Origin of the sequence: Leptospira hartskeerlii, assembly GCF_002811475.1 — a bacterium.
In the GTDB taxonomy this organism is placed as follows: Bacteria; Spirochaetota; Leptospiria; order Leptospirales; family Leptospiraceae; genus Leptospira_B; species Leptospira_B hartskeerlii.
The window spans coordinates 233,318-254,756 of sequence record NZ_NPDL01000003.1; the positions used below are offsets into that span (position 1 = coordinate 233,318).

22 protein-coding genes are annotated in these 21,439 nt (G+C 41.2%); 13 read left to right on the forward strand and 9 right to left on the reverse strand.

From position 1 onward, the window contains the following. Positions 1 to 104: 104 nt before the first annotated feature. The 6 genes from fliM to CH352_RS06520 form a co-directional block, all read right to left on the reverse strand. Positions 105 to 1,130: a flagellar motor switch protein FliM gene (gene fliM / locus CH352_RS06495; protein WP_020768525.1), complete on the reverse strand. Its 1,026-nt coding sequence runs from the start codon at positions 1,128 to 1,130 to the stop codon at positions 105 to 107. After that, positions 1,127 to 2,110 carry a hypothetical protein gene (locus CH352_RS06500; RefSeq protein ID WP_100706013.1) on the reverse strand — a complete coding sequence of 328 codons (984 nt, stop codon included), beginning with the start codon at positions 2,108 to 2,110 and terminating at the stop codon, positions 1,127 to 1,129. The genes fliM and CH352_RS06500 overlap by 4 nt, the downstream gene beginning before the upstream one ends. A 115-nt stretch (positions 2,111 to 2,225) precedes the next feature. Beyond that, entirely contained in the window at positions 2,226 to 2,834 is a 609-nt protein-coding gene (locus CH352_RS06505) for a hypothetical protein (protein ID WP_100706014.1), read from the reverse strand. Further along, positions 2,834 to 3,736 carry a peptidylprolyl isomerase gene (locus tag CH352_RS06510; RefSeq protein ID WP_100706015.1) on the reverse strand — a complete coding sequence of 301 codons (903 nt, stop codon included), beginning with the start codon at positions 3,734 to 3,736 and terminating at the stop codon, positions 2,834 to 2,836. The genes CH352_RS06505 and CH352_RS06510 overlap by 1 nt, the downstream gene beginning before the upstream one ends. Beyond that, a complete protein-coding gene (gene argH / locus CH352_RS06515; protein WP_100706016.1) occupies positions 3,733 to 5,154 on the reverse strand; it encodes an argininosuccinate lyase in 1,422 nt (473 codons plus the stop codon). Before argH ends, CH352_RS06510 begins: the two co-directional genes overlap by 4 nt. A gap of 18 nt (positions 5,155 to 5,172) precedes the next feature. Next, on the reverse strand, positions 5,173 to 5,610 hold the full coding sequence (locus CH352_RS06520) for a heme-binding domain-containing protein (RefSeq protein ID WP_100706017.1): 438 nt from the start codon (positions 5,608 to 5,610) through the stop codon (positions 5,173 to 5,175). A 70-nt stretch (positions 5,611 to 5,680) separates the two neighbouring features. Here CH352_RS06520 and CH352_RS06525 point away from each other — a divergent pair, with 70 nt between their 5' ends. Genes CH352_RS06525 through CH352_RS06535 form a run of 3 tightly spaced genes read left to right on the forward strand, consistent with a single transcriptional unit; the run spans position 5,681 to position 8,054 of the window. After that, on the forward strand, positions 5,681 to 6,151 hold the full coding sequence (locus CH352_RS06525; RefSeq protein ID WP_100706018.1) for an NfeD family protein: 471 nt from the start codon (positions 5,681 to 5,683) through the stop codon (positions 6,149 to 6,151). Between the two features lie 32 nt (positions 6,152 to 6,183). Next, entirely contained in the window at positions 6,184 to 7,119 is a 936-nt protein-coding gene (locus tag CH352_RS06530) for an SPFH domain-containing protein (RefSeq protein WP_100706019.1), read from the forward strand. Positions 7,120 to 7,127: 8 nt separating this feature from the next. Continuing rightward, entirely contained in the window at positions 7,128 to 8,054 is a 927-nt protein-coding gene (locus tag CH352_RS06535; RefSeq protein WP_100706020.1) for an SPFH domain-containing protein, read from the forward strand. A 46-nt stretch (positions 8,055 to 8,100) separates the two neighbouring features. On the opposite strand, the gene fliN is transcribed toward CH352_RS06535, so the two are convergent. Next, entirely contained in the window at positions 8,101 to 8,625 is a 525-nt protein-coding gene (gene fliN / locus CH352_RS06540; RefSeq protein WP_100706021.1) for a flagellar motor switch protein FliN, read from the reverse strand. Positions 8,626 to 8,706: 81 nt separating this feature from the next. Here fliN and CH352_RS06545 point away from each other — a divergent pair, with 81 nt between their 5' ends. The 4 genes from CH352_RS06545 to CH352_RS06560 all read left to right on the forward strand — a co-directional run bounded on the left by CH352_RS06545 (position 8,707) and on the right by CH352_RS06560 (position 12,223). After that, a complete protein-coding gene (locus CH352_RS06545; protein WP_207766651.1) occupies positions 8,707 to 10,002 on the forward strand; it encodes an AAA family ATPase in 1,296 nt (431 codons plus the stop codon). A gap of 125 nt (positions 10,003 to 10,127) precedes the next feature. Next, the gene (gene fcpB, locus CH352_RS06550) at positions 10,128 to 10,952 is read left to right on the forward strand and encodes a flagellar-coiling protein FcpB (RefSeq protein ID WP_100706023.1); all 825 of its coding nucleotides are present in this window, start codon (positions 10,128 to 10,130) and stop codon (positions 10,950 to 10,952) included. A 5-nt stretch (positions 10,953 to 10,957) separates the two neighbouring features. Next, positions 10,958 to 11,461 carry a zinc ribbon domain-containing protein gene (locus tag CH352_RS06555; RefSeq protein WP_243396246.1) on the forward strand — a complete coding sequence of 168 codons (504 nt, stop codon included), beginning with the start codon at positions 10,958 to 10,960 and terminating at the stop codon, positions 11,459 to 11,461. Positions 11,462 to 11,467: 6 nt separating this feature from the next. After that, positions 11,468 to 12,223 (forward strand): RsmE family RNA methyltransferase, encoded by a 756-nt coding sequence (locus tag CH352_RS06560; protein WP_100706024.1) that lies wholly within the window; start codon positions 11,468 to 11,470, stop codon positions 12,221 to 12,223. Between the two features lies 1 nt (position 12,224). On the opposite strand, the gene impL63 is transcribed toward CH352_RS06560, so the two are convergent. After that, positions 12,225 to 13,901, reverse strand: coding sequence for a cytoplasmic membrane protein ImpL63 (gene impL63 / locus CH352_RS06565; RefSeq protein ID WP_100706250.1), 1,677 nt, complete (start codon positions 13,899 to 13,901; stop codon positions 12,225 to 12,227). 334 nt (positions 13,902 to 14,235) lie between these two features. Here impL63 and CH352_RS06570 point away from each other — a divergent pair, with 334 nt between their 5' ends. The 3 genes from CH352_RS06570 to metW all read left to right on the forward strand — a co-directional run bounded on the left by CH352_RS06570 (position 14,236) and on the right by metW (position 17,375). Continuing rightward, positions 14,236 to 15,540, forward strand: a complete 1,305-nt coding sequence (locus CH352_RS06570; RefSeq protein ID WP_100706025.1) for an O-acetylhomoserine aminocarboxypropyltransferase/cysteine synthase family protein — start codon at positions 14,236 to 14,238, stop codon at positions 15,538 to 15,540. 117 nt (positions 15,541 to 15,657) lie between these two features. Next, the gene (metX, locus tag CH352_RS06575; protein WP_100706026.1) at positions 15,658 to 16,767 is read left to right on the forward strand and encodes a homoserine O-acetyltransferase MetX; all 1,110 of its coding nucleotides are present in this window, start codon (positions 15,658 to 15,660) and stop codon (positions 16,765 to 16,767) included. After that, positions 16,764 to 17,375, forward strand: a complete 612-nt coding sequence (gene metW, locus CH352_RS06580) for a methionine biosynthesis protein MetW (protein WP_100706027.1) — start codon at positions 16,764 to 16,766, stop codon at positions 17,373 to 17,375. The genes metX and metW overlap by 4 nt, the downstream gene beginning before the upstream one ends. 2 nt (positions 17,376 to 17,377) lie before the next feature. Here the strand turns inward: metW and CH352_RS06585 are convergent, their stop codons facing one another. Continuing rightward, entirely contained in the window at positions 17,378 to 18,433 is a 1,056-nt protein-coding gene (locus CH352_RS06585) for a D-alanine--D-alanine ligase (RefSeq protein ID WP_100706028.1), read from the reverse strand. Between the two features lie 38 nt (positions 18,434 to 18,471). Here CH352_RS06585 and CH352_RS06590 point away from each other — a divergent pair, with 38 nt between their 5' ends. Genes CH352_RS06590 through CH352_RS06600 form a run of 3 tightly spaced genes read left to right on the forward strand, consistent with a single transcriptional unit; the run spans position 18,472 to position 21,428 of the window. Beyond that, on the forward strand, positions 18,472 to 19,872 hold the full coding sequence (locus CH352_RS06590) for a hypothetical protein (protein ID WP_100706029.1): 1,401 nt from the start codon (positions 18,472 to 18,474) through the stop codon (positions 19,870 to 19,872). Between the two features lie 5 nt (positions 19,873 to 19,877). After that, complete coding sequence (locus CH352_RS06595; RefSeq protein WP_100706030.1) at positions 19,878 to 20,657, forward strand: MlaE family ABC transporter permease; 780 nt, start codon at positions 19,878 to 19,880, stop codon at positions 20,655 to 20,657. 3 nt (positions 20,658 to 20,660) lie between these two features. Then, on the forward strand, positions 20,661 to 21,428 hold the full coding sequence (locus CH352_RS06600) for an ABC transporter ATP-binding protein (RefSeq protein ID WP_100706031.1): 768 nt from the start codon (positions 20,661 to 20,663) through the stop codon (positions 21,426 to 21,428). The last annotated feature ends 11 nt before the right edge of the window (positions 21,429 to 21,439 follow it).

A 21,439-nucleotide genomic window follows, 5' to 3' on the forward strand; every position in this document is an offset into this window, starting at 1 on the left:
TTCTATATTCTGTAAAAAACAAAAGCGGGAATATCTTCCCGCTTTTTTTGTGCCTTGCTTGGGCTCTTGATCTACATCAAAAGTTTCTGTTATAGATTATTAGATCAGTATTCTTGTTCCGATCTAGTAGAGCCGAGCAATTCGTCCGGAATATCTTCTACTCTATCTCCGATCTGGATAGCGAGTCTATTTCCAACACGTCCAGGAAGACATTTGAACTTCTTACGTTCCCCTACTTTCACGAGCATATCGGATCTAGTAGTGGTGTTTTCTAATTTTACAACATCACCCACAGTTAAGTTCATAAAATCCAAGATAGAAATATCCACGGATCCAACTTCTGCGATTACTGGAATTTGCACCTGATCCAAGCGTTCTTGGATGATTGCCCTGTTCTCGTCCAACTCACCTTTACGGATGGAGGAATACCAGTATTGTGCAGACAATTTATTAATGATAGGTTCGATCGTGATATAAGGAATACAAAGGTTCGTTAAACCTTCTACTTCTCCGATCTTGGTCTCTAAGTTGATCAAAACCACCATGTCATTGGGAGGTACAACCTGAGCGAACTGAGGGTTTGTTTCAATATTACCCAAACGAGGCCTAAGGTCGATTACTGTAGACCAAGCCTCTCTCATATTCCCTAAGATACGAACGATAATCCCCTCCATTACACTCATCTCAATCTCGGAAAGTTCTCTGGAGATCTTTGCAGTCTCTCCCTTACCACCAAATAGACGGTCGATGATCGTAAATGAGATAGATGGATCTATTTCTAAAATTGCAGAACCCCTAAGCGGGTCCATATTGATCACTGCAAGTGTGGTCGGGTTGGGAATGGAACGAATAAATTCTTCGTAAGTCAACTGATCCACAGCAGCCACGTGAACGTGAACGAGAGCTCGTAACTGAGCGGAAAGTCCGGTAGTTGCCAAGCGAGCGAAGGTCTCGTGCATCATTTGTAGAGTACGGATCTGGTCTTTCGAAAATTTGTCGGGACGTTTGAAGTCGTAAATTTTGACCTTCTTCTGTTCCCCTACGGAAGAATACTCATCCTCCGCCACCTCTCCACTGGAGATCGCGTTTAATAATGCGTCTATCTCGTCTTGGGATAATATCTCGGTCATTTTCTTACCTTCGCTAATAGATTAGCCACTTTCCAAAACATTCCGTTTTCTTCCGGCATTCTTCTCAAAGTAAATTCGTATTCGTATCGGACAGGCACTTTGTTCACTCTTCTTTCCACAGCGACTCTTACTTTGGAAAGATTGGAACTTACCTTTTCCGTTCCCAGGATCTTGTAATATTGTAACATACCGGATCTGTTTTCCGTTAGATAATTTCTGAATTCTTCCAGAACAAAATCTTTTTCGGCTTCTTCCGATTGTTGCCAATCTCTGGCAAATCTGTCATAAGCTTGTATGTATTCTGGGAAATGGATCCATTTAAAATGAAGTTTCCAGTTTTTCTTTTTTTCTGCACCTAAGAATAGATGGATCACTTCCTCAGGCTCAAGTCCGTCTGTTGATGGATCTTGATAAGGAACTCCGGGAAGAACCCAATCTTTTTTGCGTTCTTCTACGCTAAAATAAGGATGGCTTTCCGATCTTACAAAATGGTCTCCGTATTCGGATATATTAGGATAGAAGTAAGCGGTTACGAAATATTTTTTTCCGGGCTCTAACTCGTATAAATGATCGATCCGTATCTCTTTAGAGAATGTCTCGTCCTTATGTAGAATGATCTCCTTTACCTCATCCCCTACAAGATTTTCGACTTTGTTCCTTCTTCTTAAGACTGGATCCTGTTTTCTTTCTTCTTCAATTCTTGTGACGGTTCTTCCGTCCTCATCTCTTACGATTACTTGGAAAGAACGTAGATCTTTTCCATAAGGGAAAATTCGAAGGACCTCGTTTCCCGTGTTTCTAACGGAAAGTAATGCGGAGATTGGTTCCTTTTCTCGGAACTGCATCTTAGGAAGTTTGATATCCACAATGCCTTGGGCTTGGATATAATTTTCGGAAACTTCTCCCCTTGCATTTCTGTTCGGATAAGATCCCAAACCAAATGCACTCAGTAGAATAAGTATGATCAGAATTCGTTTCATTCTAAAATTTCAGTCCGTGTGGACGCAAAATCTATGGTCCTCTTTTAGATTTCGGCAAAAAGGGACAAAACCTACTAAAAAATACAGAGAAAATGTAAAGGAAACCGGAAGAAACCTAGGCTCCTGCATCTTCTATAATATAGTCCGCGATCCGGATCAAGCGTCCAAGCACTGGTTTGAGTTTACTGTATTCCTGGTAACATTCCTCGTATCTTTCCAGAATTGGCCCGATTTGGATCACTGACTTAGGTGATAAGTTCAGACTGGAAATATTGTCTTCGGAAAGCTTTTCTGCGGATTCCAGACTATCGAAAAAACGGGTAATCTCTTTAAAGATAGACTCATCCGCCCTATCGTTCTTTTCAAAATTGGATTCTATTTTTAGGATATAGTCCGTAAGAGTTTGTTTGAGCCGGACTTCTTCTTCGTTTGCTTTTCGTTTTGCAGTCAGATTGTTCACCTTGCTGTAACGCGCCATTGCTTCTTCATAAGAATTGCTGACTGACTGCCTATTTTGTTGGATCAATCTCACGATTGAAACCACTGAGCGAAAGTCCCAGGCAGTGTCTTTTTTGTTCCGAAGTTCAGGGAACATTTCTCCACCATTGGAGTCGTCCACCTGCAATCCGGAAAGTTTTTCTAATATTCTTCCCGTGGACCCAGAGCCTTGTATCTCTCGGGCCACCGAAAGAAAAATAGGATTTTGGTCCAGGGAAGTACTCATTATTTTGCCCTCTTATCGTAGATGGACACTTTGCGGATGGTAGTTTTTCCGTTTCCGGCAGCGATGATCTTATCTACTACATCAGAGCCTTGGACGATCTGTCCAAAGACTGTATGCAGTCCGTCCAAATGAGGAGTGTCGACTTGGTTGATGAAAAACTGAGAACCGTTTGTATTCGGTCCGGCATTCGCCATTGCCAAGGCTCCTTTGATCGCCTTCTTACTTTTCACAACATTATTATAACGATACCCTAATCTGTAGAGTATCTCCATGACGGAAAGATTTTTGGCCTTCTCCAAATTGCTTTCTAGTTCTTCTCTTCTTTCGTCTGCTTCTCTTTGGCTACGAATTCCAAGTTCTCCACCGATATATCTATACAAGTAACCGGTATAGAATTGAGATTGTCCAATTTTCGTCTGGTCTAAACCTAAACTTGCAGCGTTGATCTCATCTGCGAATCTATATCCTGGTGTTCCAGATCCGTCCCCATATGGACATCCGCCTTGGATCATGAATCCTTCGATCACTCTATGAAAAGTTAATCCATCATAGAATGGTCTTTTCTGAGGCTGACCGTTACGAAGAGTGAATTCTTTCTCTCCTTGAGCTAAGTCTATAAAGTTTTGTACTGTTTTAGAAGCATCCTTATCGTATAGTTCGAAAAGCATATTTCCTTGAGTAGTTTCTATGAGAGCGTAAATAGCAGGTTTTTCAGGAAGAGCCGCACGAGGTTTTTCTTCTTTTTTGACCACTACTTCCACGGGGCTATATGCTTCCGGAACATATCTTTGTTCCGCATATGGATTTGCCTTACAGGCAAAAGAAAATAATAAAATCGTAAACCACACTAAGGCACCAAAAACACTGGGCTTAGAATTCGATTTTATATTTAGATAATTCATTTCGTATTCCTTTGGATTGATTTGATAGATTGTTTTGCGAGTTCCAATTGTTCTAACTGTCGCGTTCTGGAAGTTCCGCCGTAGCTAGATTTTTTGTCCGTAGAAAGTTCCAGACTCACCGCTTTGGAATATTCTTCCCCCATAAAATAAGGAGAAATTCCTTTCCGAACTTCTTCGGAGATCGTGAATAAATTCTCTTTTCTTTCCACACATTCGGAGACAAGTCTTCCGACTAGTTCGTGAGCTGTTCTAAATGGGACTTTTTTTTCTCCCACGAGGAAGTCAGCCAGATCTGTTGCAGTTGCAAATCCTTCTTTCAAGGATCTTTCTCCTCTTTCCGGTCTGAACTGCATTTCGGAAACCATTGCTTCTAAACCTTCCAGACTTAATAGAACAGTTTCCACAGCGTCAAAAACGGCTAACTTATCTTCTTGTAAATCACGATTGTAGGTGAGAGGCAATCCCTTTAAGAGCCCAATTAGATGATTTAAGTTACCCGCCACCCTCGCGGATTTTCCGCGGATTAGTTCTGCTATATCCGGATTTTTTTTCTGGGGCATGATAGAAGATCCGGTGGTGAGTGAATCCGGTAGTTTTACAAGACCGAATTCCTGGGAAGAATATAGAACGATATCCTCACAAAAACGAGAAGCATGGGACATCGTTTGAACTGCTGCGAACAAAAATTGGAGAAGATGATCTCTGTTGGAAACACCATCCATACTATTCGGAGAAATAGAATCTACTTTTAGTTCGGATGCCAAAAACTCTCTATCGTTTTGGTAATTCACTCCGGCCATTGCACCGGAACCTAAAACCAAAATATTCGCTGTCTTTTTAGCAAATTCAAAAAACTCCAAGTCACGAGTGAACATCCAAAAGTAAGCCAATAAAAAATGAGAGGCCCGGATAGGTTGAGCAACTTGTAGATGCGTATATCCAGGAATGATCGTATCTATATTTTTAGAAGATTGTTCATAGAGCGCGCCTCTCAGAGAATCCAAACGAAGTAAAATTTCTTGGATTCGATTTCTTATATATAGCCTTGTGTCTTGTGAGACTTGGTCGTTTCTAGATCTGGCAGTATGTAATTTTTTTCCAACTTCTCCTTTCAATTCAGTGAGTCTGGATTCCACGTGCATGTGAATATCTTCCAGCTCTGAACTAAATTTGAAATTTCCGGATTCAATCTCTTCTTCTACCTGATTTAATCCGTCTAGTATATCTTTTAATTCTGTCGAGTTTAAGATACCCATCTTTGAAAGCATCTTGGCATGAGCCCTACTTCCTTCTAGATCCTCTTTGTATAATTTCCTGTCGAAGGAAATGGATTCTCCTATCCTTTCCATGATGGAAGAAGCTTTTTCTTTAAATCTTCCTCCCCAAAGTTTAGAATTTTTATCCTCAGGTGTGTTCATTAAAATGATTTCGATGCCTTATTGATTTTCCGCAAAAGTTTGGAGCCAGTCTTTCAGGATCTCTATTTCTTCCTGATCCAGTTTGGAGTTTGAATGTAGAAAAATATAATCCTTGGGAGGCATATTACCTTCTTCCACTTCTTCTAATATTTCTTCCGCCAGATCCGCCTTTTTTTCCGGTTTTAAGGTTTCCCATTCGGAAAAATTCAATTCTTCCCTGCCTTCTTCTATATGATGAGAGATATATAAAGAAACCGGAAAAACCTTAGAATACCAAGGCCATTGTACTAGATCGGAATGGCAGTCATAACAAGACTTTCGAAAAATCTTTTTGACGCGTTCTTCCGTTTTGATTTCATTAGCATTCTTTCCCAACGGAGGTTGTACGGGGATTAACTGAAGAGCAAGGAATACGACTATTAGTCCGATTCCGAGACGGATCCAAATTTTTCTCATCACTCCCGCTAAGAATAATGACGGGAATGTTTTTGAAAATAGAATTTTTCCCCTTTCTTCTATCTAAACCATGGACTTTTTGCAAGACGGACATAACCTCTCCTATCTTTGGATCGCCTCCGGGATCATTCTCATGGTAGCCGAACTTTTTGTCCCTGGAACATTCGTATTCTTTTTAGGACTTTCTGCGGCAATTGTAGGAAGTATTTCCTATTTTTTTGAAATAGGATTTTGGACCCAGGCAATCATTTGGGCGGCACTTTCAGGAATTCTAATTTGGGTGGGAGGGAATTTCCTGAGGAAATTTTTTCCTTCTTCTTCCGAAAGGGCGACCCTTAATCCTGAGGAAGGTCCAGGACGGATCGTTTTAGTTTCCAAAGATATTCTTGTGGAAAGGAAAGGTGGAAGGATCGTATTCCAAGGAACTGAGTGGGATGCGATCAGCAAATCCAAACGTATCCCTGCCGGAAAAAGAGTCAGGATCCTGGAGAGGGAAAATCTGACATTCGTTGTGGAGCCGATCGAGCTTCCTGAAATATAATCATTATTGAATAGGAGTTAGAAACTGATAAAATGGACCCATTTCTATTTTTTACGCTGATCTTCATCGCAACAATCTATCTCATTGTGAAGACCTGTATTGTGGTTCCCCAAAACTATTGTTTTGTTGTGGAAAGACTCGGAGTGTTCCGTGGAGCGCTTGGTGCAGGTTTTCATTTTCTCATCCCGATCATTGACCAGATCAGATACAAACAACTTTTGAAGGAAATCGCAATCGATATTCCTCCTCAGACTTGTATTACTAAGGATAACGTTTCCATTTTGGTGGATGGTATTCTATACATCAAAGTTATGGATCCTTACAAAGCTTCCTACGAAATCGAAAACTTTCGAAGTGCTACCATCCAGTTGGCTCAAACCACTCTTCGTTCAGAGATAGGGAAACTTGTATTGGACCATACATTCTCAGAAAGAGATGATATCAATGCAAACGTAGTTCGTGCACTCGATGAGGCAACAGATCCTTGGGGAATCAAGGTAACTCGTTACGAGATCAAAAACATTTCGCCTCCTAAAGAAATTCTTCATGAGATGGAAGAACAAGTAAAAGCAGAACGTGTAAAACGTGCAGAGATCACGATCTCCGAAGGAGAAAAAGCGGCAAGGATCAATCGCTCTATGGGTGAAAGACAGGAAGCGATCAACCTTTCAGAAGGTGAGAAAACCAAAAAAGTAAACGAGGCAGAAGGTAAAGCTAAGGAGATCGAGTTCATTGCAAAAGCCAAGGCAAAAGGTATCCAACAGATCTCGGATGCAATCGGGAACGAAGGCGGAGCAGAAGCAGTCAATCTTCAGATCACAGAGGATTATCTATCAGGACTCGGAGTAATTTTAGAAAAAGCAAAAACTACAGTTCTCCCAACGGAAATGGCAAACGTAGTCGGTTTCTTTGAAGGTATTTCCAAGGTGACCAATAAATTCCCAGGATTGGATTCAGAGAAGGAGTAATATTCAAGATGTTTGTTTCAGTATTTTTATGGATATTCTGGCTCGGGTTTCTACTCTACTTTGCGTATAAACTCTATCGTTCCTTGAGAATTGTTTCCGCTCAGGAATGTATCATTGTAGAAAGGCTCGGAAAATATAGCCGAACCCTTCACGCAGGGTTTCATATTCTAATCCCTTTTATAGATTATGATGCATATTATCATACTCTAAAAGAGCAAGCGATAGACGTTCCTCCTCAAACTTGTATCACAAAAGACAACGTTAAAGTGGAGATGGATGGAATTCTTTATTTAAGAGTACTCGATCCTCAGAAAGCGAGTTACGGAATAGAAGATTATAGATTCGCAGTTACCCAACTCGTGCAAACTACCATGAGAGCGATCATTGGAACTATGGATCTGGATACAACTTTCGAAACGAGAGAAGTGATCAATAGTAAGATCCTAGAAGTGTTAGACCAAGCTGGAGAACCTTGGGGAGTTCGTGTAAATCGTTATGAGATCGTAAACATTGCTCCCCCTAAATCAGTCATCGAAGCAATGGAGAGAGAGAAAAAGGCGCAGATCTCCAAGAAAGCACAGATCTCTCTTTCAGAAGGAGATAGAGACTCCAGGATCAACCGCTCTTTAGGTATTAAAGAAGAAGCCATCAATAAATCCGAGGGTGAAAAACAAAAAAGGATCAATGAGGCAGAAGGCCAAGCAGCGGAAATTGAATCCATTGCAACTGCTACTGCAAAGGGGATCGAGTTACTTGCGGCTTCCATCAAAACAAAGGGTGGTAAAGAAGCGGTAAAACTCAGGATCGCTCAGAGATTTATTAAAGAGGTAGAAAAATTAGGACAGGATGGAACAGAACTTGTTCTTCCACTGAACCTATCTAATTTTAAATCTGTAATGAAGTCAGTCCTTGGAAGCGAGGACAAAAAGGTCTAAGATCAAAATCGTATCCGGAGGTTACTTCCGGATACGAACATTCTATTTAGAGCATTCTTCTTGATGGATCCACTATCTCGGTAATTCGAATTCCGTAATAATCATCCAATAAAACCAGTTTTCCTTTCCCAACCAGTTTGCCGTTTGCTAAAATATCCAGATCTTCTCCGACAGCGTTGTCCAGTTCTACAACTGCGCCTTCGTTCAGACCTAAGACATCTTTAATGTACATATTGGTCCTACCTAATTCCACAGTAAGAGCCACATTAACATCTAGTAATAGATTTAAATTTGCGGTATTGGAAGAAACGGAACTAGAACGAGCACTTGTTTTTGGAGGAGCAGGAGTAGAAGAAGGCCCCAAAGCCGCAGCAATATCCGCGAAAGAAGGAGCTCCTCCGGATGCCGGAGAGGTAGAAGAGCCTGCTCCACCACCACCGCCGGAATCTCCTAATAGGGAGTCCAATTCTCCGCTCAGATTAAAATCTGCTGAGCCACCGCCCCCACCTCCCGGACTGGATCCGGTTAGTAATGCGTCTATATCGTCTTGTGAAAGGGAGCCTTCACCCATTAGGACTTGCCTCCAAAGGTTCTTTCTAAATTCTTCGACAGAACCGAAAGATTATACAAGAGAAATTCTAGGGAAGAAAGAATGAAACCTGAAGATTTGACCACTCCACCCTTACGAAATTCCGGAAATATTCTGGATTTTACACAGGCAAAAAACCTGCTTTATTCGGAGCTAAAAGGTCTAGGGGTAAAGGATTCCGAACTTCCTGCCTTTGTGCCGGACAAAAAAGATCTCAGGGTAGAATTTCCAATCCCGGGAGCGGATAAGGCACAGTTATTAGACTGTATCCAAATCGTTCGAAACCATATAGAAAATCTGAGGATCCATACTTTCGAGCCTGGATATGTTTGCCTACAAGCATTGAATGAAAATCTGTTCGAAACCAAAAACATTTTAGACAATGCAAAGTTCCGCTTTTATGCAGGAAGAAACCAAAGCAAAATAGAGATCACAAAAAAAGGAGATTTCCATAGAGAGGAAATTTTTTCCGCAATCGACCTATTCAAATATCTCAGACTTTCCAAACAAGAGTCCGTCCAGAATCCGAAAGAACTTCTACTTAGACTAGGTATTGATGTATATGATCCAATAGAAGCAAAGAAGAAGGGAGACTGGATGACATTCGAGACCATCGCAGGTTACGAAGATGTCAAAAGACAAATTTTAGAATCCATTATACTTCCTCTCAAATCTCCGGAAACCCTAGAGGAACTTTCGAAACTCACCCGTAAATTCCCAGGCAGAACGAAACCAAGGGCAATTCTTTTAGAAGGAGAACCTGGGGTAGGAAAAACCACCATGGCGAAAGTGATTTCCTGTATGACGGAGATCCCTCTCATCTATGTGCCGGTGGAATCCATTTTAAGTAAATATTATGGGGAAAGTGCCCAGAACATGGCTTATGTCTTTGATGTTGCCTCTCTATTCCCTTCTTGTCTTTTGTTTTTGGACGAAATAGATTCTTTGGCTGGGTCTAGAGACGACGGCCTATTCGAGGCGACCCGGAACATTCTATCCGTATTATTACGAAAACTGGACGGTTTTGAGGGAGGACAAAAATCGATCACACTGGGCGCTACGAACAGAAAGCAGGACCTGGACAAGGCTTTGGTTTCCAGATTTGACAGATCAGTATTCTTCCCCCTTCCTAACGAAAAAGAAAGGGCAGCGATATTAGGTAATTATGCTAAACATTTACAGGATTCCGAGCGTTTAACAATTTCACAACGATTGGGATCTCATTCAGGCCGGGATTTAAGGGATTTCTGCGACTTTGTGGAAAGAAGATGGGCGGCTAATCTGATCGAAAAAGGATTGAAACCGACTCCTCCACCCTATGAACTGTATTTGGAAACGAGTTCAAAATCAGGAAAATAAACGTTTTCGGTGCGAAAATGTAAGTCTTCGATTTAATCGGGAGTCTATTTTACCGATACTAGAGACAGGGTATTCTCGACTTTCGGGAAACTCAAACGCAGAAGAGACCAAGGAAATAGGGTACAATGAAACGCAAAATCGCATTTTGCCTGGCAATTTTTTCAATCGCAGGCATACTCAACGCTCAAGACAACCAAGCCCAAAAGAAGGAAGACGGTCAAACCGGTGCGGCTATCCTTGATACGGAAAAAGGTCTGGATCAAAGAGTTACCGCTCTAAATGAAAGACTAAAACGTCATACAGTACTCATGAAAATGAAAGTACGTGTTCTTCCATTCCGTACGGTTTTGTACAAAGGAAAAGCAAACAACGACGAATGTGTGGTTTCGAATAGTAACGCACAAGAAGATGCAGCAAACAACTGTATCCGAGTAGAAGTTTACGATTTCATTAAGGACGAAGAAAGAGGCCAAGGCAAGATCGTTCAAGGTGGACTTTCCAAATATATGGAAATCTACTTCGAAGGACCGAACTCCAACGATCCGGATCCTAGAATGGAACCTCCTCGTAAAATCAGCAAAATTATCAGTAGAGTTTATAAGAATAACTTCCTAATCGAAGATAAATCGGTTTCCGAGATCATCGACAGGGCTCCGAACGACCAACCAGGACATAACGATAAGATCGAACTCTTCTATCAAAAGAACGGTTATCCGGAAGGTGGTCGTCCAGAAACTCCTAGCGAAAAAGGTGTTGGTAAATACGTTCTTGCTAACGTAGAAAATACTAAGACCCACCCTATCCGTAACTCTTTCAAAAAGACTTTCTACATTAAACATTTGGATACGTTCGACAGATTATTTACCAAAATTTTCGATTACAACGACCAGTTGGGTAATGAGAACTACAAAGAGAACGTAAACACGCTCAAGGAATCCCTGAAATACTAAGCTAAGTGCGGTATATTCTTCCTTGTTCTTCCTGCGGCACCGAACTCAGAATTCCCATTGATTTGGGAAGACTGACTGTTCGGTGTCCTAGATGTTATCATTCTTTCGTTTTTGATCCGGAAGACCCCGCCAGTTTTAGAGGCGGAAGGTACGATCTCCCAGGAGGAGATTCCGGAGCGCAGAGTCCCCGTTCAGTACGGGGATTTTTTCGTTTTTTAGAAAATAAATTCGAATCTATCAAATCTAGATTTAGCCGGAACAGATCTTACGGTTGGCAAAATCCGGATGAACGCCAAAATTATAATGACCCCAATCGCACTGGATTCGGCCCTCTACTCGCAAAATATATTCTATTCATTCTGATCCTGATCGGGATCGCAAGAGCATGCTTCTTTTCTACCCAGAGCTGGAACGATTCCGTTCCGAATTGGAACACTCCGGAGCCTCAGGAACCTTCTGTTCCAACTCCAGGGGAAGAAGACGATAAAGCTCCACAAGTAGAAATTTAAACTTTCATGAACTATCTAATATTGGATCCCTCTCAGAAAACAAATTCTGGAGAATTCAAGATTTCTAATAAGGATCGGATCACACATATTCTAAAAGTTTTACAAAAGAAAGAAAGCGATAAGATCAAAGCAGGTCTCATAAATGAGAGTTTGGGGATCTTTAAAATTCTCAAAATTTCCCCGGAAGAAATTTCAGGATCTTATACTTCTATCATCCGACCTAAAAGAAGAAGTCCTGTTATCAATCTAATTGTTTCCGTCCAAAGACCTCCCACGATCGAAAAGATCTTAGAACTTGTAGGTGTCTGGGGAACCTATTCTATAGAATTCAGACTCTCTACACTTTCAAGAACGGAATATCTCACCTCCCCTGTTTGGAAAGAAGAGAATATGAAAGAAAAACTGATCTTAGGAATGGAACAAGGTGGGAATGTTTTTCTTCCTAGGGTAGAGCTTGGATTTGTTCCTCCAGGCAAAAAAACAAGTTTTGAAAAGAAACAGTCCGTTTCGGAAATAGTAGATCCTTCTTCCCGTAAGTTTTTCTATTTAGACAAAAAGGGAAAGTCCATCCAGGAGATCCTCCCCTTAGGTGAAAAAGAATATTCTATTTTGGTGGGACCGGAGCCTGGTTGGACAAAAGCCGAACTAGAAACATTCAGAAAATCAAATATTCCTGGAATCAGGCTTTCTTCTTCTGTTTTGAGATCTGAGCAGGCAGTGTCCTTCTTCCTTTCCCAATGGGAAAATTCTATCCCTCATTAGATTAGAAGGACAAAGAGTTAGAGAATAATACCTTTTGCTCGTCCTGTGCTACGAAACTATTAGTAGTGCTATCATAGACCCATCTGCGGATATCCTGCACTCTGATTGCGATAAATCCAAGATTCAGGGCAGCTTCTAACGCTCCGACTGAATTATCATCTACCTTAAATGCATCTTTATTCTGATCGAAGTTCTTACGTGTATAATATCCGGAGATCATGAATAAGGAACCGATCGGGAAATATAAACCTACGAATATCCTGGAATTATTAGGTCCGGAATAATTCTCATAGTTCGCTTCTAAAGATACTCTATAAAAATTAAATACTACGGAAGTGAAATATCCTTTCAGCCTTGCAGCATCCGGATCCATGAGTTTAGCAGCTTCGAGCTTTGTCATTGGAAGTTGGGAGTTTATGTTGGACTGATATCTCTCTATCTCGTAAAAGCTGTCGAAATACATAGGAATATAGTTCGCATCCATATTTCTATATTCAGGTTTGATCTTAGCGTATATGTCTTTCCCACCGAAGCGGAACATTGCGCCAGTATGAGTTCCTTTGGAGTTCAATATTTTGATGGTGTTTACATCGTAGTAAGGAGTGATTTCAATATATTTTGTGCTGATGAGTTTGTATTCAGCATCCATACCTTGGATGACTAATTTTTCCGACTGCTCTACGAGCGGATTATTATTAGAATCCAAACGTAAACGACCGGTGGTATCAAACGAAAGTTGTGTAGGAGCCTTTGTATCGAATGCGGTAGTATAACCGATAGAGAATCTATTTGCGAAATTATCCTGATTGAAGAACTCTTTTAACTTTTCCTTACGAGATTCTGGTTTTTTCTCGATCGGGATCATTTCTTCTCTCATCTGGTGAGTCTTTTGATCTTCTACCAAAGCCCTGTATTTCTCTCTGTCTTCCGGGTCTACTCCTGCTTCTTCGTAGACTTTTTTTCTACCGGCTTCGTCCGCTACGTTTCCTTGTCCAAGTTGTAACATCCCGAAGAGTTGAGATCTTCCCGTAAATAGATCGAATAATTTGAATGCGATCGCAAACGGACGTACATATCCTCTGGCTGCACCTATCTCGTGAGTATAGACAGAGTTTGTGAATACCTGCACTCCTCCATAATCGTTATTAAAATCAGCCATCAGACCCACATTATAAATGTCTATCCTCTGGTTGTTCACATAACGGTTTACGATGGTTCCGTGTCCTATATATCCATCGAAGAGTTTCCCCGCATAAAAGGAGAAGGTTGTCTCCCCCGGTTTATAAAGACCATAAGTCCCATACCAGATATTATTAATAAGCCTAAGATAATCACTCTTTTGGTCGTAGTCGATTTTACGAATGCTTCCCACTTTTAAGGTTGGATCTTTCGGATCTTGGTCGTATGCGAGAAAGTTCATCGGAGCTGTGAGCGATAGTCCGAATTCTCCACCGAAATTCAAATTTAAGGTAGGAGCAAGATATAGATAATAATCGTTATTAAACTTGTTCACCCCTGCATCGAATGTGAATGGATCAGGAGGTTGCATGTATTGTCTGCCAGGAGGCATCCAGAGTTGCGCTTCAAGTTCTTCCCCAGGCAATAGATAAAGGGTTAAAAGGATAATTCCCGGAAGTATTAGAGATCTTCTTAATAAATTCAAAAAGTTTAATTTCATATTTGAGCCGGAATTCACCGGGAAAGCGTATTTCAATTCATCCAAAAATAGTACCACTAGTATCGTATCAACTACATGGAATCTAAATGACTTACCGATTCTATCAGAACCTTGCGATGAAAAACCAATAAAACAGGAACATTTCTCGTATTTTAGAAAATATTTTCCAAAATCTATCGGTTTTCATTTCTTAAGGGATGGATCTTTAAAAGAATTTTCATTTTTATTCTGAAATCACATTCGTTCACTATAGCGATTATATTATCTTATTTATTAAATTTTAGATGGACATTGTAGAATAAATTTCTACACTTAGTAAAAAGGAGTCTTAAGCGTGGCAAGAAACTATAAACCAGAAACAATCGCTCTTCATGGAGGACAGGCCCCAGATCCTACAACCACATCCAGAGCCGTCCCTATCTACCAAACTACATCCTATGTTTTTAAGGATACGGACCATGCAGCGAGACTATTCGGACTCCAGGAATTCGGTAATATTTATACGAGGATCGGAAATCCGACTACTGACGTTTTAGAGCAAAGAGTTGCGGCGTTAGAAGGTGGAGTTGCTGCTCTTGCGACTGCCTCCGGTCAGTCTGCAGAAACATTAGCACTTTTGAATATAGTAGAAGCAGGCCAGGAAATTGTGGCATCTTCTTCCCTTTATGGAGGAACTTACAACCTTCTTCACTATACTTTCCCTAAGCTTGGGATCAAAGTCCATTTTGTGGACCAATCCAATCCTGAAAATTTCAAAAAAGCGATCAATGACAAGACTAGAGCCATATTTGCCGAAACCTTAGGCAATCCTAAGTTGGATACTCTTGACATAGAAGCAGTTGCTAAGGTTGCTCATGATGCAGGGGTCCCGCTGGTGATTGACAATACCCTACCTTCTCCTTATCTTGTTCGTCCTATCGATTTTGGTGCAGACATTGTGGTTCACTCGCTTACCAAGTTTTTAGGAGGCCATGGAACTTCCATCGGAGGGATCATCGTTGATTCAGGTAAATTCAACTGGGGGAACGGGAAGTTTAAGAACTTCACTGAACCGGATCCAAGCTATCATGGCCTGAAATTCTGGGACGTTTTCGGTAAGTTCGAACCTTTTGGCGGCGTGAATATCGCATTCATCATCAAAGCTCGTGTCCAAGGTTTGAGAGATTTAGGGCCTGCAATTTCCCCTTTTAATGCGTTTAATATCCTACAAGGTATTGAAACTCTTCATTTGAGAGTTACCCAGCATTCGGAGAATGCGCTAAAAGTAGCGGAGTATCTTTCAAAACATCCTAAAGTGACTTGGGTGAACTATCCTGGCCTTCCTTCCGATAAAAACTACGCTCTGGCTAAAAAATACCATACGAGAGGATTGTTCGGAGCAATCATCGGATTCGGAGTGAAAGGTGGAATTCCGGAAGCGAAGAAGTTGATAGACGGTCTGGAATTATTCTCCTTGCTTGCAAACGTAGGAGATGCAAAATCACTTGCGATCCATCCTGCTTCTACTACTCACCAACAGTTGAGTGCGGAAGAACAATTGGCAGCGGGTGTGACTCCTGAGTTTATCAGACTTTCCGTTGGTCTGGAACATATAGACGATATTATTACGGACCTGGACGAAGCACTGAAAAAGGTGTGACTTCCGACTCCGTTCAAAAAATCGTCTAATAATCGGCCACTTTCTCTTTTTAGTTTCCTAAGCTTGCTTAGGATCATCTGAAAAAGGAAAGTGGCTTAGTTATTTGGAACTTAAATCATGGGATCGAATCAATCCGTCGGCATAGTAGAACCAAAAACCGCAGTGCTGGGAGATCTACGCCTGGACAACGGTTCTGTTCTTTCCCCTACCGTAGTTGCTTATGAAACCTACGGAACACTTTCTCCCAACAAAGACAATGCAATACTAGTCTGCCATGCACTTTCAGGAGACGCTCATGCGGCAGGATTTCATTCTGAAGGAGAAAAACGTCCAGGTTGGTGGGACGAGTATATCGGTCCAGGTAAGGCCTTTGATACAAATCAATTTTTTATAATATCTTCTAATGTGATCGGCGGATGTAAGGGTTCTTCAGGACCCATGAGTATCAATCCTGTCAGTGGAAAACCATATGGTTCCAGCTTTCCTTTCGTTTCCATTAAGGATATGGTGGCTGCTCAAAAGCTTTTGGTAGAATCTTTCGGGATCCAAAGATTGCTCTGCGTAGCCGGCGGCTCCATGGGTGGAATGCAGGCTTTACAATGGAGCATTTCTTATCCGGATTCTTTAGAGAATTGTATTATTTTAGCTTCTTCTGCAGAACATTCCGCAATGCAAATCGCCTTTAATGAAGTGGGAAGACAGGCAATTCTTTCCGATCCGAATTGGAATAACGGATTGTATGAAGACAGTGCAACTCCTCGTAAAGGACTTGCTTTGGCAAGAATGATGGGCCATATCACTTATCTTTCCGACCATAAGATGAGAGAAAAATTCGGCAGGAAACCTCCTATAGGAAACCTATTAAATTCCGATTTTGCAGTAGGAAGTTATTTAATATACCAAGGAGAAAGTTTCGTAGATCGTTTCGATGCAAACTCTTATATCTATGTGACAAAAGCCCTGGATCATTTCAGTCTGGGCAAAGGCCAGGAACTTACTAAGGCGCTTAGTCCAGCTCATTGTAGATTTTTAGTTGTCTCTTATAGTTCCGATTGGCTCTACCCTCCTTCTCAATCTAGAGAGATCGTAAAAAGTTTAGAAGCCTCCGATAAAAGAGTCTTTTACGTGGAGCTTACTACGAACGAAGGTCATGATAGTTTTCTTCTTCCTAACCAAAGACAGGAAGATGTGATCAGAGGTTTTCTAAATATGCCGGTGAACGAATGATAGATTCTAAGATCTTAAGTAGCGCCACTCTGAGTGAAAGACCGGACTTCGCATATATTCTGGATACAATCTCACCGGGTTCCAGAGTTTTGGACCTTGGTTGCGGCAATGGAGATCTTCTCTATCTTCTCAAACAAAAAGGGATCCGAGGACAAGGTATCGAGAAGGACGAAGATGCGATCGTAGAATGTATCCGTAAAGGTGTGTATGTTCACCATGGAGATATTGACGAAGGCCTAAGCCATCACGAAGACAAACGTTTTGATTATGTGATCTTAAATCAGACTATCCAAGAGACCAGACACCCTGGCGATATTATCAAAGAATGTTTGAGGATCGGCAAACGTGTAATCATCGTTTTTCCGAATTTTGGATATTGGGAAGTTCGTTTTAGAATTCTATTCCAAGGAAAAACTCCTGTTACGGATCTTCTTCCTTACCGCTGGTTTAATACTCCTAACTTACATTTTCTTTCCGTTCTAGATTTTCAGGAGTTCTGCGATATTCGCGGTTTCACTGTAGAAGATAAAGCATTCTTCACAGATCTGAAACAGGTAAAATTTAGTCCCAACTTTTTTGCAAAGTTAGCGTTGTTCCAGATTAGATAGAATCAACCTACGGGAACCTTCCCTGCTCTTTCTAAAGCCTGGTCGATCAAAGACTGATACAATGTTTGGATAGGAATCCCAGCCGCTTTTGCTTGTTGAGGGATAAGACTTGTCTCTGTCATTCCGGGTAACGTGTTTGTTTCCAGAACAAATGGAGTTTCTCCTACCACAATAAAATCCGTTCTTGAATAGCCTTCGCAACCTAGAGTTTTATGAGCTAGGATGGATTGTTCTTGGATCTTGGAGATGATCTTTTCAGACAAACGAGCAGGGGTGATCTCTTGAGAAAGTCCAGGTTTGTATTTGGATTCCACGTCGAAAAATTCTCCGCCTGGAATAATTTCTGTGGGAGGAAGCGCTTCTAGTATTCTTTTAGGGCCTTCTTTCTTTTCCCAGACTCCGCAGGAAACTTCCGTTCCTTTCAGGAATTTTTGTAATATAGCATGTTCTTCAGCATCGAAAAATTCTGGCAGTTTCTTACGCAGATCTTCCGGTCCTTCTATCCTGAATGTATGAAAGCTAGAACCGCCTTCTACCGGTTTTAAAAAAAGTGGATATTCTAAACCGGAGTTTTCGACCGAAGTCGGATTTTCAGAATATTCTTTTTTTCTCAATTCCCAAAACGGAGCCACAGACATTCCAGCGAGTTGGAATAATCGATTTGCTCTGATCTTATCCATTGCAAGTGCAGATGCTTTTACGTCTGAACCTGTGAATGGGATCCCGAGAACTTTTAAGAAACCTTGGACGGAACCGTCTTCTCCGCTTGTTCCATGTAATCCTAAAAATGCAACATCACAATCTAAGGAGGAGAATGCACCTGCAATAGTAGAATGAATTTCTTCGAATTCTTTTAAATACTCTTCCGGATTCTTGGAATTTCCATCAGGGAACTCGGGTCGATACTCTTTAGGGATCACCCATCTGCCATCTCTGGAAATCAGAATGGGTTTGACCGAATGTCCCATGGCAGACAAAGTTTTACTTATGAAAGTGCCTGTGCGCAGGGAAATTTCGTGTTCTGTGGAAGTTCCGCCGAATAAAACTGCAATTTTCAATGATCTAATCCCCTGTTGCTTAGGATTTTCCGGGAAGAATGATAAATAAGAATCTAGTACTGATCCTTTTCTTCCTAGTTTGTACGGAAAGTCTATTTTCGGAATACCCTTTCAAACCGGTTTCTCCTTATCCTTCCGAATACAAACAATTTTGGTTCTTATACCAATCCGAAAAAAGATTGGGAGAAGAAGAGCAGATCTTCCGTCCCTTCTTCTCCACTTATAAAGAAACCAAATCGAATTATAGATATGACACGTTCTTATTCCCGATCTATTATTCGGAAAAGACGGATTACTGGAGGGTATGGAGCTTTTTATTCTTCATCAGTGGGACGGAAACTTACCATGACGATCTAGGTTGGGATGAGGATACTCTTTCTCCACTTTTAATCTGGGGAAAAGGAGAAACTGCTCGCGAGTCCTATTTCGGATTTTTTCCTTTATTCGGAAGACTTAGAGGAAAGGTTAGCTACTCGGAATTGAATTTTGCCCTATTCCCTCTTTATTCCAATTGGAAATATAAGAATTATAATGCCCATGGGATCTTATGGCCTTTGGTCATGTGGGGAGGTTCCGAAGTCAGAAGCGATCTTAGGATCTTGCCTTTTTATTCTCACAAGATCCATAAAGGGAAATATGAACGTTACTCGATCCTTTGGCCATTTATCCAATGGGGAAATATTAACGAGGATAAAAGAGAACCCTTCACTTATAAAATGTTTTGGCCCCTCTACTTAGCGAAAGATTCCGAATTCGGGAATATGAAGGCAAGAGCGTTTCTCTGGTTTCCTATTTTTGGTTCTCTATTTTCGTACGGGTACGATAAAAGAACTCATGAAAAAGATCTGAACATTCTATTTTTCCTCTTCCAGTATGGTCAAAACGACGACGAAGATTACAGAAAGTTAATCTTATTTCCTTTTTACGGTTATTATAGATTTGCGTATAAGGAGACCAGATTTTTCACTCCGTTCTATTTCCGCTTAAGTACCGATAGCTATCATCTCAAATCTTCCGAGACTTATTTTATTCCATTTTGGTGGAGAACGAACAGGACTTACGTTCAATGGGGAAGAGAAGAAAATTATTATAAACTCTGGCCATTCTTCCGTTGGCATGAAGATAGAGAAGGTAACCTGACTTGGAATCTACTTTCTTTATTTCCTATAAAATCCGAACTTGTGGAAAGGATCTGGGATCCGGTCTGGTCCATTGTTGAGTATCAAAAATTAGCCAATGGAGAAAAAAGGCTCTCTTTTTTAATGAGACTTTATACCCAGAGATGGAACGAAGACGAACTGCATATCCATGTGCCATTGCTCGTGGAATACAGCTCCACTCCGGAAAAGACTTCTTATCAATTTTTATACGGTCTATTCGGATTAGAAAGAAGTAAGGACAAGACTACGGTGCAGATTTTTTGGTGGATTAGGCTCTAATCGAAATGTTGGAATCCTTTAAAGAAAAAGCGAACGATACTCTATACGCTGCAGGTTATACGATCGTTTTGATCGCGGAAACTTTTTTAAATCTAAGATTTGCGGTCGAAAAACGGAAAGAAATTTTAGACCAGATGTTTATCGCGGGTGTAGGAAGTTTGTTTGTGGTCTCGGTAGTTGCAGTTTTTACAGGAATGCTTCTCACCTTAAACACCGGACTTGGCTTAAAAGATTTCGGAGCAGAAGGACAGATCGGACTTCTTCTTACAATCACTCTTACTCGAGAGATGTCTCCTTTTATGACCGCACTTATTTTAGCTGCTTCTATCGGTTCTGCAATCGCAGCGGAAATCGGGACCATGAAAGTTTCGGAAGAAATCGACGCTTTAGAAGTAATGTCCATTGATCCTGTACGATTTCTGGTGTTTCCAAGAGTATTAGGTTTTTCTTTAATGGTCCCTGTGCTCTGCGTGTATTCCAGTATTTTGGGGATCTTAGGCGGGGCGTTAGTCGGGCATTTTCAATTGGGAATAGAATATATAGTGTATTTCCAGGATGTGAACGAAAGGATCACTTCCATTCCGGGCCTTAAAGACCTTTACACCGGCTTATTCAAAGGATATGTATTTGGCCTAATCATTTCGTCCATCTCTTGTTCTCACGGTTTAAGAACGAGTGGAGGAGCGATAGGGGTCGGCAGGGCCACTAGAGAATCTGTAGTAACTTCTTTTTTGATGGTTATCTTTTTCGGTTACGTGATCACCGCGATCTTCTATAGGGAATAAATCATGGAAGAATACGCAATAGAACTCATCAATCTGCACAAAGCTTTCGGACAAAGAAAAATCCTGAAAGGTATGAACCTTCAGGTAAAAAAGGGAGAGACCATGGTGGTACTTGGGCCTTCCGGAACAGGAAAGTCCGTGACCTTAAAACATATCACAGGTCTATTAGATCCTGATGCAGGAGAATGTAAGATCTTCGGCGAAAAAATCTCAGGGGTTACCATCCAGGAGAGAGAAAAGCTCCGAGCTAAAATGGGAGTTTTATTTCAGTCGGGTGCTCTCATCAACTGGATGACCGTGTTCGATAACGTTGCACTCCCCTTAAGAGAGCATAAATTATATCCCGAAGAGGAAATCCAACGCATCGTTGCCGAAAAACTTAGGTTAGTGGATATGACTGTCGCGAAGGATAATTTTCCGAACGATATCTCAGGCGGAATGAAGAAGAGAGCAGGACTTGCAAGAGCAATCGCTTCCAATCCTCAGATCATTTTATACGACGAGCCCACATCCGGTCTAGATCCTGTTATGTCGAACGTGATCAACGAACTGATTATCCGTATCAAAAAGGAAACCGGTGCAGCTCAAGTGGTGGTCACACATGATATGTCCAGCGCGTATATGATAGCCGACCGCATTTCATTTTTTTATGGGGGACAGGTCTTATTTACCGGAACTCCGGAAGAAGTGCAGAATTCTCCGAATGAATTCATCCGTCAGTTTATCAATGGACATACCAAAGGACCTATGATTCTGGAAACTAAGAATTGAAACCTGGGTCC